This is a genomic window from Rickettsia endosymbiont of Oedothorax gibbosus, from assembly GCF_936269705.1.
Lineage (GTDB): Bacteria > Pseudomonadota > Alphaproteobacteria > Rickettsiales > Rickettsiaceae > Tisiphia.
In genome coordinates, this window is record NZ_OW370493.1 from 630,652 (window position 1) to 646,227 (window position 15,576).

A 15,576-nucleotide genomic window follows, 5' to 3' on the forward strand; every position below is an offset into this window, starting at 1 on the left:
TACGTTAAGTTATGCAACAAGAACAATTTGTTTACTCACAAAAAAACAACTTCTCAGGTGGTGAGCTTACTCCGACCATTGAAGGGAGAACTGAGCTGGTATTGTATCAGAATGGTGTTAAGAAGCTGATTAACTTCATGCTGTTACCATCAGGTGGCATTATGCGTAGACATGGGACACAATTTGTCCATTTGTTTAATGATAATGTGCCAAAGAAAATGGCAGCAGTGATGTTCTCAAGGAAGTTATCCTACTTACTAGTTTTTGAATCGCATAAGTTACATACTAATTGCTTATTTTTTGTTGGTGGTGAGTTATTGCTAACCAATAAAATTATTAAGGATGATGGGCAAGATTTTCATTTTCGTCCTAAGGATTTTTCTTATGTAGTGTTCCAAGGGATTGCTTATATTTCCTTCGGTGATAAGAGACCGATCTTTAAATTCTCCGTTGATCCGCAAATTGTTGAGCAATTTTACCAATATATTAGCGAACAGGCAAGCAAAAGACAGGTAGAATATGGTGAAAGAGCTGAGATAGCTTCAAGTAGTAGCTATGAGCTATCCAGTAATTTTCCTGGTAAAGATAGAATGTTTATTATTGAACCACTAAAATGCCAAGTTAATTATTTTACTACAGGACAAACTGGACAAGCTACTAAGATACAGAAACCTTTTAATGAGGTAATTTATGGAGCAGAAGTAGATAAAATTAATGATGAGCTAAAAGCTCTTTATCAGCGAGCAGCAAGTTTATCATATGTTAATCAATCCCCCATCTACCAAGCCCAGCAGGAGAAATTATATTGCACTTCAGTGGTTACTTTTGAAAACCGATTATGGTGTTTTGGGGTTAATAAGAATATTCATGCAATTTGGGCAAGCTATAAGGGAGATTTTAGTGATTTTAGGATGGCATATAGGACTTTACTAGAAGCCCGTAATCCTTTAACTGCTTTTTCGGCAACTTTTTCTTCTGCTACTTTTGATAATGTTCTATGGTCGGTACCTTTTGCTGATGAATTGTTACTCGGTACTAGTGATGGTATTTATTTAGTGAAAGAAGGAGATCGAGCTAAAGGGGAGTTTGTCAAAATCCATAAAGAGATTGAGTTGCCGGTATCACCACTGAAACCAGTAGTGATCGGTAAGACCATCTTTTTTGTTGAAGGTAATGGATGTAAAATCAATAGCTTGTATTATTCACAAGAAAAAGGTGGCTTTCAAATATCAGATATAACTGCCTATGCTGAGCATATATTTGCTGGTGGTATTAGACAAATTGTCGGCTGTAACAGTCCATTTTCGATGATAGTGGCGGTGCTAAAAAATGGCTCTTTTGCAATTTTTATCTATTCGCAAGATTTAAAAATTATGGGCTGGTCACAACATTGGCTGGGTGGTAATGGTCAAGTATTAGGCATTACGCCGATCTATGCTGAAAGTGCTGATATGTTATATTTGCATGTTCGGAGAAGTGATGATACTGGTGTAAGCAGTAAAGAATATCTAGAAGTGCTGCAAACTCGTTATTTTTCTGCCAAGCATTTTGTTACCGATAGAGCAGTTTATGCTGATTGTCATGTAAATATCCTGCAGCCAGGAGAGAATGCTGCTTACCGTTCAATTATGCAAGCGTTAAAGGATGATAGTGCTTATGAGTTTAGAGGTGATATAACCAAGCTAGAGCATATTGTACAGGCTCAAGCAGAAAATATCTTGAGAGTTAAGTTAGATAATGCTGGTGATTCTTTTAAATACAAAAACAGGCACATTGCTAATTATGATGAACATAGACCCGAGATAGAAAGTTTTTTACAAAAATATTATAAAAATTATTTACCTAAGATTATGAATATTTTGGCGATATCTTTTGCCTATCATCGAATATTCTCACGTATTTATGCTGAAATAGATAATCTATTTTCCGGTCATCCTGAAAGTTTAGTGGTAATCGAGCAATTATTATATGATGGTGAGCGTCTTGGTGGTGATATTATTGAAACCACAGAAGCACTAAATAAAATTGATGTACCAGCTATTTTAAGAGATGGTGGCTTAATGGAATATCTGCCTAATAGTGCTTTTTCCTTTCGTCCAACTATTTGTCTGCAAATAAAAAAACTAAATACTGAGCTAATAAGGTTCATCGCTGGCACGGTGCAAGATATTATGGCAAATGCTAAGCAAAATATTAATCTACAGTTTGAAGTAAGTAGAGAAATACAAGAGATGCGGTTAGCGGCTATTCACATCAATAAAAGAATGTTATTATATTATGCTCAGCAGGATAGTGACAATAATAAAGAATTGCTAGTTAACATAAAAAAGTTTTTTACCAAAACTGTAGTGGATTTTTACCAGGAACTGCTAAATATCGCTCATCCAAAACTGACTAAATATATATTTGGTGAAGAGATTAAACAACTAATTAGCCGACAAATAATAGAGTTAGATCAACATACTAGCAAACAACAAATAAATGATAAATTATCAACCATTACTAACCAATTAATTGATAAATTACAACAAATACATAATGACAACAAGATTAATGAGCTAAGCAATTTCAAAAGACGAGAAGAAATAGTTGATTGTTTAAGGAGTATCATACTTGATAAACAATTAAGTAAAGATGTTAGAGAATATATTTTGTCTGATAATTTTAATCAAACTATCGATGAGATGATAGATGAAGTAGCATACAGGCTGGGAAATGCTGAAAGACTGAACTTACCACCAACGGAAGGAAGTAGAGAGCGTAGAGCCTCATTATCTTCATCCTATTCCTCATCTTCTATTCGCAGCGAAGAAGATTACACTGAAACGTTAGCTGATAGAATATTTGAGCAAATGCAAGAGCTCAAAGAAGGACTAGCTTATTTTCAGCGTAACATTATTGAATATTGTCAGTTAATCATGCCAAGCTTTCATCCAGCTTTATTGAAAGATATTCTTGAGGATGAGAAGAGCATAAAATTAGAGAAATATTTACTTTTATCAAAAAGATATTTTCCAGTTTTTAAAAAACTATTTCCTGATATTGGAGGTTATGAACTAAGTAGTATAGCTGGAAACTGCTTGCCATCATTCCAGCAAATAAATATTGCCACTATATTGCCAATTTTTCAGAAAATTGCTGTATCTATTATTGGTGATGAAGAATTACATGATTTAAAGATTATTGATAATGAGCTGATTAAGCTAAAACATCCGGTAAGACATTTGTCGGTAGGTTTTCCTTATTCTTCGATATTACAGACTTTTCCTTTGATATTTCCGGATGAATACGAGCATGTTCCGAAAAAAGATGCGGAACTTGGATTGAAGGTCTTTAATAGTAAAGGTGGTTATATTGAAGAAAGGCTTGATAATGGGCAAATAGATAGGCAACATATTAATAGTAGATATTTAGATAGTGATGCGTTGATTAGATTGGTTAATGATAAGAAATATTTAACAACATCAACAGCTACTAAAGAAGTATGTGACTTATTTGCCACTCCTTATCAATCAGGTTGGGTAAATTTTATTATGCACGGAGAAATTAAAACTGATATTGATGTTATTTTTAAGGTCGATAAGCCTTATCCCGTTAGTATATTAAAAATCTATGCCAAGGCAAAGATTTTACCAAATTATAAGGGTAATTGATGAATGAGCGAGAGACCCCCACTAACCACAGGGGTCATAACACTGTACCTACGTTCCTCAGTCAATGTTGCAAGTAGCAATCGGTAATGCCCTAATTCTTCGAAAGAATCGACTGCTAAAAATGCCTACCCGTTAGGCAGATTTTTCAGTACATTTGTGAGTAGACCTAACCAATTGCTTGGTTAAGCCCCTCCTCAGAACCGGACATGCAGAGCTACCGCATCCGGCTCCCGAAAGGTAAGATAGGCTTGTACCCTATTTTTTTTTGTTGGTTTTAGAACATTGAAATGGTCTTCCACTTATTTGGAAAGTCGACCCTTTTGAGTATTTCAGCTAATCTTTGCCAATTCATCTTACGCTTCCCACCCATTCTATTAAACCACCCATATATTGCTCGCCTAGTTTGGTGAATAAATGAACTTACTCGTCTTTGATTATCTGATATACCATGATAATTGATCCACCCCTTTGTAGCTCTAATGACTTGCAATAATATCTGTTCTTTGCCCCTCTCATTAAGGTGACTTCGTAGATATTCTCTTAGCCCTTTAAGCTTCTCGGTAAATCGATCTTTCCTTGTGGTATATTTTAATCTCCATATGTTACCAAACCTTGATTTACCCCAATAGCAAGTAAAGCCAAGAAAATTATAACTCTTGATCTTCTTACCTTGCTTAGCTAAGTCCTCAGCATGGTATCTACCGGACTGAATCATCTGCGATTTAGCTTCATTGATGTTCAAGCCATACTTGTTTAATCTTTTGGGCAAAACCTCATAAAACTTCCTCGCGTCTTCTTCATTCTCAAAGACGAACACCATATCGTCACAATACCTCACCATTCCAGTTTGCCCTCTTATGTTTTCCTTGCTGATTTTAGCAAACCAACAGTCAATAACATAATGTAGGAAGACATTTGCCAAAATTGGTGATGTTTTAGACCCTTGGCGGCATCCTTCCTTGTTAGTAACTGTAATGCCGTTTTCTATAATTGGTGTTTCCATCAGTTTCATAACTAGTCTTAGGAATCTTTTGTCAGATATTCTCTTTCTTAGGAATCCCATCAACTCAGAATGTTTGATTGAATTGAAGCACTTAGTTATATCAATTTCAACTACAGCTCCTTTATTGAAGTTATACGTAAGTCTATTCAACTCCTTAAGTGCATCATGGGCGTTTAATTTAGGTCGAAACCCGTAAGAACATTTTAAGAATATTGGCTCGAACACTGAGTTTAATATCTTGCTTACTGCCGACTCGATTATCTTGTCTTCAAAGCATGATATTACCAAAGGTCTTTTGCCTCCATCTTCTTTTGGAATCAATGTAATTCGTGCAGGTTTAGCTTGATATTGCCCCTTGCGAATTTTAGTAAGGAGCGAGAGCAAATTTGCTTCCAACTTCTTACCATAAACCGCTTTGGTTATACCATCTATTCCTACAGCTTTCTTGCTATCAAGTTCCTTATATTGTTCTTCTAACATCTTTAAATCAATAATATGTCCAAGATTATTAAACTTTATGTCTTGATTTTGTGATGATAGCAACTTTATACGCTCAAGTTTCGTTGACCATGTATTTCCGTCTATGCTGTGTACGGTCATTGTTTCCCTCTTACGTTCTTACCTTTCTGTCAGCCCTTCGCTCCACTCCCATTACGAAGCTTCATCACTACTACAACTGACTCAGCCATCCTTAACACCATCTCCAAAGCCTTATGTTTCGGCACTTGTACTTTGAATACTTACTTAACTCAGTAAGAGTTATAAGGACTTCTCAAGTTGTGTCATTAATCTCTACAAACTCGCTGACGCCTGAGACCCCGATGGTTGAAAACTTTCGGATTTTCGCTAGTTTGACCTCTAGTTTTCTCTTGTCTACTGCGTTGTGTAGCACATCGACTTCCACTACCAATATCATTTCAGGGCTATCACGTTCACCATTTGGTTTCGGCTCGGATGTTTCGCTGTCTACGCTTTACTACTGTCGTTACCTTCAGCAGCACAAGACTCGCTATATGGTGGAGCTAGCTACTCCTTCCATAACAGGACTTTCACCCGTAAGATTAATGCACCTTATCTTGACGCACACACAACTAATACTAGTTATAATGTAACATATTCTTGCAACAAATTAAATAGCTAAAAATCTTTAAAAGGTAAAAAATAGCAATGTTTGATTTTCTAAATTTTTTCTCGAGTGGAGCGAGTATATTTGCTACAGGAGCATCTTTATTTAATACTTACTCCCAACTAAGAAGTAATAAAGAAAAAACTAAGCAATCCTTATATGAACAACAGCATTTATTGAGACAACAACAGGAGAATGTCAGGTTTGACCGTCAACAACTAATAGAAAGAACTGCGGAATATGGAGCAATATCAAGTTATCATGTTGATATGTTGAGGCAAGAACAGTTATATAATCGCCAGCAGCTGGGCTATAATATCCTGAAAACTGGTATTGGTATAACTGGTACTGATTCAGCTGGCTTATTACTACGACATATGGCTTATATGGACGAGATGAAGGCAAGAAGTGTAGAAGCTGAACATTTTCACCAAAGACCAAGATCAAACTTAAACACGGTAATGATTGATTTAAATAAGGAAGCAATTAACCGTAATATTAGTTCGATCAGGTCAGCTTCGCCTTGGCAAAATCTTGGTACGGTTTTAAGCGGGATGTCTGATCTTGCTAGGATATCAAGAAGTAATGAAGGGATAACAGACAAGTAAAAGGGAAGTAATAAAAAAAGATGAAATGGCAAGTTATAGCAGGTATAAGTCAGCAGATTAATGAAGAAGCTAAAGGCTATTTGGTACGTAAACTGGAGAAAGATTCCAGCGTAGAAATGCCAAATTTATGGGCAGACTTTATTAAAGATACCACTACGCACTTGCATCAATCACAGAGCAATATTGAAGTAGCTAGTGATAACAAAACTGGTGGTTTTAACTGTTTGACACAATTTGATGAATTTCATCCGGATTTTTCAGAAAACAACAAACCGTTTATCGAGTATTTTTTAGGCAAGTATGATAAGCGGGCTGTAAATTATCTGCAACAAGCCAAGAACAGACTAACCAAGCGTATGTTGCAAGCTAAGATTAATGACTACCGAATATCTTTAATTGGGCAAATAAGTCATACAGAAGCCAAGCTGATTGATGGTAAACGTAACCATTTAGCAATTGAAGCTATTGAAAAGTTAAAGAATGCTACTTATGATAACCCACAGCTTTATACTAGTCACTTACAAGATATCGTGATAGCTATTAACTCTCTGTCATTACTGCCGCAAGAGCGAGAACAAATGCTAATTAATGCCAAACAAGCTTTAGCATTTGCCTCAGCACTAGGTACTTTAAAGCATTCGCCAGATGCTATATTAAATCCCAATATAGTTGCTGAATGGAAAGAAGATTTATCGCTTGAACAGAGGATAAAGCTGGAGGGGCAAGCAAATAATCTATTACATCATCAGCAATTACTGAGACAACATCAACTTAGTTCTCTTACCAATGCCCATTTGCATAGTATCCTAAATACTGGAGAAGGTATTAAAGGGTTTGAAAATCTACTGCAAGCCAGTTTTAATGCTGGTGATCCACGACTGCAGCAATTCATAGCCCAAGAAGCTTTGTATAACCAGGCTTTTGTTATTTCAGAACAAATGAAGAACTTACCATTTAACCAATGTCAGGAAATATTACAACAAATTGCCCCAAAGGGCGGAGATGTTGATTATGACAAGAAAGAGCAAATATATCATATTTTAGCTGAGAAGTTTAACAGACAGAGTAAATTGGTTCAAACAGACCCGGTTAGGCTGATTGAGGAATTGTACGCCGACATAATACCAATTGCAATAATTAACACGGTGTGTTTATCCAGTCTCTATACATAATTGATTTTACTAAATCTACATTATGAGCAAATTGATTCCAAGCGTAACAAGCCATAGTGACGATATCTTCATATACACCATAACATTGGTTAGACAAGAAATGATTTTTGATCCATTCCCAAACTTGTTCCATTGCATTAAGTTCCGGTGCATAGGGCGGAAGCGGTATCAAAGTGATATTGCTTGGCACAGTTAGTTTTTTGGCTGTGTGCCAACCTGCATTATCCGTTAGTAAAGCTATATGTCGGTTGCCTTGAATACTGCGAGAAAGCTCTTCTAAGAATTTATTCATTGCCTGTGTGTTTGCATATGGTAAAATTAATGCAAAAGCTTCTCCTGTATCATGGCAAGCAGCTCCATAAATATATGTTGAAATGAATTGCTGTTGCCGAACTTTACGGGGTCTAGTGCCACGCTTAGCCCATATACGAGTTAAGCTACCTTGTTGCCCAACTCGAGTTTCATCCTGAGACCATATATCAACTTTACATCTATCGATATTTTTTGGTAATAATTTTGTTAACATGTCTGGGAAGTTTTTTTATATGTATTTTGAGTCTCTTGATTTGACTTTGGATGCATTGAACGAGAAGTAATCCAGCTAAAACCAAGGCGGTGCATAGTATTGTAGACTGTTTTTAAAGCGCATTTAGCACCATATTCCTCAAGTAACATGATATGTAGCTCCTTTCCAGTTATATACCCACCAGTTTTACTTTCACTGAGCGTATTGATTTTATCAAAAAGAGCAGACTCTTGTATAGTGTTAATCTTCCTAGGGGCGCCGCTTCTTTGTGATTCAAATAATCCTTCAAAACCATGATTCCTAAATCTTCTGAGCCATGATTGCACAGTTTTCCAGTGTGACTTCACTATTTCAGATATGGCTTTTAAAGATTTGCCTAATTGAAGGTGATACATCGCCAATAAACGTATACGATTTCGACCATGCGGCTCATGTTTCATCATTTTTATAAAATCATGACCATGAAAACCTTGTGGTAATATTAACCTAGCCATTTGAGTACCTTTATCAGTTAAAAACCCATTTTACACCACTGCGTTAATTATTGCAATTGGTATAATACCTAAAGCCCTAACATTTCCTCAACGTTTATTGCTTAGAAAACAATTACAACAGCAAAAAGGCATTCCGAGTTACGATCAGAGATATTTAATGGAATCTGAGCGTATTGAGTATTTAAAAAAGATTCAGACTAAAGATGTTAACCAAATTAAACAAGCCATCGACAGTATAATTAGTCTACGAGATGATGATACAGGAGGCGGGCAGCAATATGGCTTGGAGATAATGGAAGAAATCTTAAGGGGTAAGGGGGAGCTAGAATGCCTGACTCAATTCTATGCTGAGAGTAGGCTATGTAACCGTAAAAATGCGTCAGCCTTCATACAGATGATGACACTAGTTAACGAGCTATCATTAAAAAGTCAGCCTTTATTTATCAGTAATGAGACTACAGAATTTAACAAAGAAATTGATAAAAATGGTATATTCAAGCGATGGAGTAAGGATTTAGCAAAAAGCAATATGCAAAATGAGACAGAGATTAGCCAAACACGGCAAGCCATAAAATATTTAGCTAAATACTACCAACGTACTGAAGATTTAATGATTGACAAAGCAGTAAAAAAAGCAACCAAAGAATTAATTAGCGAGGTCTATATGCGACTAGATAGTAAAAATCTGCAAATCCCCAGTCAGGTGGTAGCACAAGGTATAATCCAAGATTTAAATGCTGATTATATTGAGAGTAGTCTAGCAGAGCTGCAACATGGTCTCATTAAAGGAACTATAGCTTATGATTATATTACTAGTTTTAGGGATAGTCGTGGTAGCAATAGTATCGATAATATCAATGAACCAATAGGACAATATTCGACTACAATAGTACGAGAATGTTTACAACAAGGTAAATGGAAATTAACACCTGACAAAAAGAGTGTCTATTATACTTTTCCAACTAAAGATGGTCAGTATCTGCCACTTATGGTAGGAGTTGGTAAAATATTAAAATTTGATTTATTAGAGTTAAATAATCCTCAAGCTTTAGAGCAACAGAAAAAAGAATTGCAAGATATCATTAACTCATATTCATATTAGAGTAGATTAGTAGGATGGAAAATAATGACAGCTTAAATAATTATTCAAATAATCAATTACGTTACTATTCTATTTTAATACCGGAGTTTAGAACTAATAGTGTCGTTGATTTGTTAGGCAGCAGTAAAATGGATGTTTGGCGGGCAGTTAGCCGGCAAGCCTATAAGGACAGTCCAAGCCTATCAACTTTATGGCGAGCTTTTGACCCAGAATATATTATTGATCCTGAATTACGGGATATTGCTGAATATTTTAAAACTAATAATAACAAATTAACCAAGGAAGAATTTGAGCAAAAATATGGTGACTCAGATTTAAAGTATGACCCTAATTTTACCAATCAATTAGTAGAAGATATTTTAGAGAGAAAAAAGCAGCGAGAAATTAATGAGATTATCATTGCTGCAGGTAAAGGTGGATTAGTTGAAGCTATTGGCAAATTTGGAGCTGAGATAGTATTTGGTAATTTGTCGATAATTAACATTGCTGCTAGCTTCATTCCTATTGGTGGGCAAGCAAGATGGGCGGCAGCTGCTTTAAAATATGGCAAACTTCCAACAACATTAGCTAAAGGTTTTGTCGGTGGTGCTGTAGGTCAGACAGCTATCGAGCCATTTCTTTATAATGAACGACATATTGAACAAAGACCTTATGACTTGTCAGATAGTTTGATTAATATTATAGAAAGTGGTTTATTTGGTGCAACATTGCATGGTCTTGGTTATTCGGCTAAATATTTGCGGGACAGACTGTACTTACATTCCAATAAGTTACGTCCTGAAATTGAGACCTTACATCCGATAGTTGATAGTCAGTTAAAAGAGAATATTGATACTGTGCTAAAAGAGTCATCTCCTCAAACAATGGAGAAGATAATAGAAACTGAGCAAGTTGATAGTCAAGTGCCAACAAGTAGCAATGCCAACGCTGAAAACATTTCTTTATCAAGATTAGCTGAGTTACAAGCAAAGAAGCTACAATTAATTACGGCAGCCGAGCCACAATTTCCTTTATATTTTGTCCAGCAGAGGAAAATAGCAGAATTACAACAACATATGCATGATCAGTTTGGTACTAATGGCAAGATTGAGCAAATACCAAAATGGTTTTTGGATATTTTACTAGAGGAAAAAGGCAAATTACAACAATTATATCAGGAGCATATTAATAACCCAGCGTTTCAGGAGTATTTGACAGCAGAAAAACAATTAGATCAGCAAATTATCAATAATTTACGACGTCAGCAATGGGAAACTAAAGGCTATGATTTATCGCCTGAGGAGTTATATATAGCAAGAAAACAGCTAGAGGAAGGCAAACATATAAATCTCAAGAATCCACAAGAGGCTGAATCTTTTTACCATGGTGATGATGAGAAATTTGATACTAGCCATGCCTCCCCAAATCTACAAGAGCATCTAGTTTCTTTAGAAGCTGACATAGCCCATCTACCTGAACAACAGAAGGTTACTTATCAAGCAGAAGCCATCAAACAAGATGTTATTTACCAACGAACCGAAGAAATTTTACGTAAAGTTAAGCAAGGGGCAGACCCTTCAGAAGTAGAGGAGTTATTTAAAACTCTAGCTCTTGTCGATCAACAATTAGTAGATGAGCTAAAAACTATCCATAAAGAATTTGTTGGATATGAAAGATTAGATTTGTTAGAGAGAGATAAACAAATAGATAGGTTCATTGATGATTTTAAGAAGGAGTGCTTTGTAAAAAAAAGAAATAATGCTTTAAACTTAATAAAGCTGGCTGCAGCAGAAAGGTTTATAAGAGCTTATGTCAATAAGGTTGCTGCAATAAAAGAATATTTACAGCAAGTTGATCTACGGCAACAAACTACTGCTAAAGAGCTGTTATACGGTCTTACAAGAGATTTAGAGAAAGCTGGTGTGGTACAAGAGTTTGGCGATATCAATTATCAGGGTGCAATAATACAAGAATTATGGAATATCAGCCATACTAATAAAAAGTCGACTGGTAGTGAGAGGGCAATGCTAGTCGCTCAAATAGTCAATAAATGGCAAACAATTGCCATCAATAGAGCTAATCTAGCAGGGGGTTATATAATACCGCTAGAAGGTTATATTACTCACCAAGGTCATGATAGCTTTAAAATCCGCCAAGCTGGTTATGATGACTGGCTAAAATTTATCTATCCACTACTTGATTTTCAGAGAATGGCTAAACTAAATGATAAAATAGATTTAAGGGTAATATTTAATAATCTTGCTAGTAACATTCATTTAAAAGATACTGACCAATATTTAAATATAGCATTTAATCACATTAAAGGTAGTAACGTAGCTGATGTGGCGTCAGCTAATAGGGAAACTACATTTTAAATCGCCAGAAGCTTGGTTAGCATATCAGAAGGAGTTTGGTAACTATGTACAAAATGACCTTGTTGACAAAATCATTAGCCCTTTAATAAAAAGCCGATCTTTTATTGCTGATTCGATAGTTAGTAACCTTAATATACTAGGTCAGAGCATCGGTATGATGGAGAGTATGGGTTGTAATCCTGAATTAATGCTGCAATCGATCAAAGGTACTTTTACCAGGGAACTACAGGAGTTAGCAACTAAAGACTCAGCTATTTTAAAGCAATTAGCAGTACTTAGTAATCCAAACAGTTTTACCAATCAGTTAGACCTAATGCTAGGAGTTAGAGCACAAATACCGTCAGTTGACCGTATCCTTGGAGCTTATCGTGCTTGGAAATGTATGGCAAATCTTGGCAAAGTGGTACTTTCTTCAATACCTGATATGATAACTTTTGTCAGTGAGTTACAAAATAATGGCATACCACTAATGCAATCTTATGCGAATATATTGCAAGTGGCAGCTACAGGCTTTAATGGTAAAAAGAAAAAAGAACTTGCTAGTTTACTTGGTGTGGCTGTAGATTCACTGCTTGGTCATAGTTATTCTCGTTTTGCAGGAACAGAATACCCAGTATCTGGTAGCATATTTAAACTTACCAATGCTTTCTTTAAACTAAATTTTATGGAATGGTGGGATAATGCTTGGAAATCTACAATGGGTAATTTGTTATCGCATAATTTAGCGTTACAAATCAATAAGCCCTTTAACTCGCTATATCATAACTTACAGACTTTGCTTAATAGATATGGCATTAATGAAAGTAACTGGCATCTTTATCAACATTTAGTACAGCAAATAGAGAATAAGCCATATTTAATACCTGATACAGCATTAATACCTGAGCATTTACTAAAGCAACATTTACAACAACAAAGTGGTAAAAGTACAATTAGTAGTCTTGATATAACTAGATTCAAGCAGGATTTGACCAATAATTTACGAAGATATTTACTTGACCGAGTTGATACAGCTATTGCCACTCCTCATACTGCCGAGAAGAATGCTGTATTATTTGGTAATTTAGGAATTAAGGCAGGTTCGCCAGCTGCAACGGTGATTCAGTGTATAATGCAGTTTAAAACTTTTGCCTATACTTACATTACCAAACCCTTAAAATCAGTAACCATCGATCAAATACCACTTCATCAACAAATAGGTAGTGGTAGTTTGTTTGATTTAGGAACATGGAAGGATATTGCTAAAACAATGAGAAACCCAACTAGTATTAAAATGTTGTTTCAATTATTACCGGGTTCCGTAGGACTTGGTTACTTATCGATCAATGCTGGCAGGTTGTTTGAAGGCAAGGAATGGGTTGCACCAAATGAAGAAGGAATATTTATCGCTTCCTTGTTAAAAGGCGGTGGTCTTGGATTATTTGGGGATTTTTTCTTTAATGAGTATGATAGTTATAATAATCTGCTTAAAGCTTTAGCAGGAACTATGGGTAGTGACATTATTGATTTTGGTACAATAGTTACTTTAATCCAAAATGGTGAGTTGGATAAGGCAGAAGAGTTGCTTAAGAAATCCCTTCAAAGAAATATCCCAGGTCAGAATTTATTCTACCTACAGCCGGCTTTATGTGGTTTTCACGAATTTAATAGCTTGAATTGGTAACTCACTTACGCAGTAGTAAAATTGGCTCTAAAATTGAATGTTTTGAGCAGTTATTAAATAAGTATTGGCTGTAATCAGTATCATAACATTATACTTTGATGTTATTTTTCAACTAAAAGTGCTAAAAATAATAATTTATGCTTAAATTACAGTGTTTTATAATGCCTACTGCGTAAGGTAATGGTATGGAACTACCCTATATACAGAATGAATAGCAGATGTTATTCTTCTAGATTTAATATTTAATGTATTAAAACAACAATAGGGAGTCCCAAAATGGAATATAACATAATAGGAATAGATTTAGCAAAAAATATTTTTCATTTGCATGCAGTAGATAAATATGGAAAAAATATTTTTAAGAAAAAATTAACAAGAGAAAAGTTTTTAGATTTTATGGCTAACCAACCAAAATCATTAGTGGGAATGGAAGCATGTGGTGGTTCTAATCATTGGGCTAGAGAGATAACAAAATTTGGTCATGATGTCAAGTTGATGGCACCACAATTTGTTAAACCATATGTTAAAAGCAATAAAAATGATTTTAAAGATGCAGAAGCAATATGCGAAGCAGTAGGTCGTCCTACGATGAGATTTGTACCAATAAAGTCGTTAGAGCAACAGGATGTTTTGTCTATTCACCGGGTTCGAGAAAGATTGGTAAAAAATCGTACAGCTTTGGCAAATGAAATTAGGGGTTTATTGCATGAATTTGGCGTAACTATACCGAGAGGAGTAAATAAAATAATTAGCCATGTAAATACAGCTATGGACGGCAATAAACTGAGTAATAAGAGTAAAGAAACATTTTGTTTATTACTGGAAGAATTTAGAGATAATAATAAGAGAATTATAGATTTAGAAAAACGATTAAATCAGATTACGTCAATTCGGGATAAGGATATTGTGAACATGTAGATTAAAATCAAATTTTGTTGAAGGTTTATTTTTCTTTAATGAGTAAGCAACAAGAGTAGATAATATATGGACAAAGGCATTTATTGGTGATCTATGTCTAGTATGTTCAAGGTTCATTTTATTTTTTAGATAATCAAAAACTGTTTCAATTAAGTTACGCTTTCGAAGTAAGATTTTTTCTTTCAAATCCATTAATTTATTTTCCATATTCTTCTTAATTCCATGAATCATTTTTAAGCCTCTTTCATATAAATTTAAGAACAAATTTTGCTTAATATAACCTTTATCAGCTGCTATAATTCCAGTTAATCTTTTTGTTAACTCCGGTACTGGAACCCTATCATCTACATTGCCTTTGGTCACTTTTAATGCCATAAACTCCCCTTTATTATTGATTATTACATGTAATTTAAAACCATAAAAATACCCCATAGAGGATTTACTATGTTTGGCTAATCCTTTAAAAACTTTATTGCTATAACGCCTTTTATTGTGACAAGCTTTAATCGTTGTAGAGTCAATAAAATAAATACCTGTTTCCTCACCAAACAACAAATGAATCAACATATTTAGCGGTATGAATAATCGTGCCATTAATTCAACAAATCTATTATAACTCAAGGCTTTGGGAAAATCATCCTTATGCATGCACTCTATATAACTTTTATAGAAAAATTTAAAATTCTTAGCATAGGATGTATGAAACATAATTATTATTGTTAACATTTCACTTAGACTCATGCTACAACAGCGATTTCTTTGCTTATTTGATGGTAATAACTTTCTCTGTTCATACTCCAAATAAATTTTACAAAAATCATCTATAAAACTATATAATTCTGTGATATCTTTTTTCATGCCTGTAGTTTGTTTTTTTGTTTAAAAATATAAATACTGCAGGCACTCCTTTTTGACAATCCTTTTATCTATTACTATTTCATCTATATCTTATCCCGA

General features: G+C 34.8%; 11 protein-coding genes. 7 read left to right on the top strand and 4 right to left on the bottom strand.

From position 1 onward, the window contains the following. Positions 1 to 11 precede the first annotated feature (11 nt). Positions 12 to 3,653, top strand: a complete 3,642-nt coding sequence (locus NBW66_RS03500) for a phage tail protein (protein ID WP_250310980.1) — start codon at positions 12 to 14, stop codon at positions 3,651 to 3,653. 274 nt (positions 3,654 to 3,927) lie between these two features. On the opposite strand, the gene NBW66_RS03505 is transcribed toward NBW66_RS03500, so the two are convergent. Next, entirely contained in the window at positions 3,928 to 5,256 is a 1,329-nt protein-coding gene (locus NBW66_RS03505) for a reverse transcriptase domain-containing protein (RefSeq protein WP_250310618.1), read from the bottom strand. A gap of 567 nt (positions 5,257 to 5,823) precedes the next feature. On the opposite strand from NBW66_RS03505, the gene NBW66_RS03510 reads away from it, so the two are divergent. Both NBW66_RS03510 and NBW66_RS03515 read left to right on the top strand, forming a co-directional pair. Further along, positions 5,824 to 6,390 carry a hypothetical protein gene (locus NBW66_RS03510; protein WP_250310979.1) on the top strand — a complete coding sequence of 189 codons (567 nt, stop codon included), beginning with the start codon at positions 5,824 to 5,826 and terminating at the stop codon, positions 6,388 to 6,390. 20 nt (positions 6,391 to 6,410) lie between these two features. Beyond that, the gene (locus NBW66_RS03515; protein ID WP_250311762.1) at positions 6,411 to 7,562 is read left to right on the top strand and encodes a hypothetical protein; all 1,152 of its coding nucleotides are present in this window, start codon (positions 6,411 to 6,413) and stop codon (positions 7,560 to 7,562) included. Here the strand turns inward: NBW66_RS03515 and NBW66_RS03520 are convergent. Next, positions 7,528 to 8,088: an IS630 family transposase gene (locus NBW66_RS03520; RefSeq protein WP_250310543.1), complete on the bottom strand. Its 561-nt coding sequence runs from the start codon at positions 8,086 to 8,088 to the stop codon at positions 7,528 to 7,530. The two genes, NBW66_RS03515 and NBW66_RS03520, sit on opposite strands and share 35 nt — an antisense overlap. After that, complete coding sequence (locus NBW66_RS03525) at positions 8,082 to 8,582, bottom strand: helix-turn-helix domain-containing protein (protein WP_250310542.1); 501 nt, start codon at positions 8,580 to 8,582, stop codon at positions 8,082 to 8,084. Before NBW66_RS03525 ends, NBW66_RS03520 begins: the two co-directional genes overlap by 7 nt. A gap of 97 nt (positions 8,583 to 8,679) precedes the next feature. Between NBW66_RS03525 and NBW66_RS03530 the strand changes: the two genes are divergently transcribed. The 4 genes from NBW66_RS03530 (at position 8,680) to NBW66_RS03545 (ending at position 14,619) form a co-directional block, all read left to right on the top strand. After that, the gene (locus tag NBW66_RS03530; protein WP_250311763.1) at positions 8,680 to 9,684 is read left to right on the top strand and encodes a hypothetical protein; all 1,005 of its coding nucleotides are present in this window, start codon (positions 8,680 to 8,682) and stop codon (positions 9,682 to 9,684) included. Positions 9,685 to 9,698: 14 nt separating this feature from the next. Then, positions 9,699 to 12,038 (top strand): hypothetical protein, encoded by a 2,340-nt coding sequence (locus NBW66_RS03535; RefSeq protein WP_250311764.1) that lies wholly within the window; start codon positions 9,699 to 9,701, stop codon positions 12,036 to 12,038. Continuing rightward, positions 12,004 to 13,701 carry a hypothetical protein gene (locus NBW66_RS03540; RefSeq protein WP_250311765.1) on the top strand — a complete coding sequence of 566 codons (1,698 nt, stop codon included), beginning with the start codon at positions 12,004 to 12,006 and terminating at the stop codon, positions 13,699 to 13,701. The genes NBW66_RS03535 and NBW66_RS03540 overlap by 35 nt, the downstream gene beginning before the upstream one ends. A gap of 276 nt (positions 13,702 to 13,977) precedes the next feature. Continuing rightward, positions 13,978 to 14,619 (top strand): IS110 family RNA-guided transposase, encoded by a 642-nt coding sequence (locus NBW66_RS03545; protein WP_410525810.1) that lies wholly within the window; start codon positions 13,978 to 13,980, stop codon positions 14,617 to 14,619. On the opposite strand, the gene NBW66_RS03550 is transcribed toward NBW66_RS03545, so the two are convergent. Beyond that, positions 14,587 to 15,477, bottom strand: coding sequence for an IS982 family transposase (locus NBW66_RS03550; RefSeq protein WP_250310582.1), 891 nt, complete (start codon positions 15,475 to 15,477; stop codon positions 14,587 to 14,589). The genes NBW66_RS03545 and NBW66_RS03550 overlap by 33 nt on opposite strands. Between the last annotated feature and the right edge of the window lie 99 nt (positions 15,478 to 15,576).

Excerpts from the sequence above, each read along its gene's own strand:
- NBW66_RS03520 (WP_250310543.1), bottom strand. The coding sequence starts at position 8,088 with ATGTTAACAAAATTATTACCAAAAAATATCGATAGATGTAAAGTTGAT.
- NBW66_RS03550 (WP_250310582.1), bottom strand. The coding sequence starts at position 15,477 with ATGAAAAAAGATATCACAGAATTATATAGTTTTATAGATGATTTTTGT.
- NBW66_RS03500 (WP_250310980.1), top strand. The coding sequence starts at position 12 with ATGCAACAAGAACAATTTGTTTACTCACAAAAAAACAACTTCTCAGGT.
- NBW66_RS03505 (WP_250310618.1), bottom strand. The coding sequence starts at position 5,256 with ATGACCGTACACAGCATAGACGGAAATACATGGTCAACGAAACTTGAG.
- NBW66_RS03540 (WP_250311765.1), top strand. The coding sequence starts at position 12,004 with ATGTGGCGTCAGCTAATAGGGAAACTACATTTTAAATCGCCAGAAGCT.
- NBW66_RS03535 (WP_250311764.1), top strand. The coding sequence starts at position 9,699 with ATGGAAAATAATGACAGCTTAAATAATTATTCAAATAATCAATTACGT.
- NBW66_RS03545 (WP_410525810.1), top strand. The coding sequence starts at position 13,978 with ATGGAATATAACATAATAGGAATAGATTTAGCAAAAAATATTTTTCAT.
- NBW66_RS03525 (WP_250310542.1), bottom strand. The coding sequence starts at position 8,582 with ATGGCTAGGTTAATATTACCACAAGGTTTTCATGGTCATGATTTTATA.
- NBW66_RS03510 (WP_250310979.1), top strand. The coding sequence starts at position 5,824 with ATGTTTGATTTTCTAAATTTTTTCTCGAGTGGAGCGAGTATATTTGCT.
- NBW66_RS03515 (WP_250311762.1), top strand. The coding sequence starts at position 6,411 with ATGAAATGGCAAGTTATAGCAGGTATAAGTCAGCAGATTAATGAAGAA.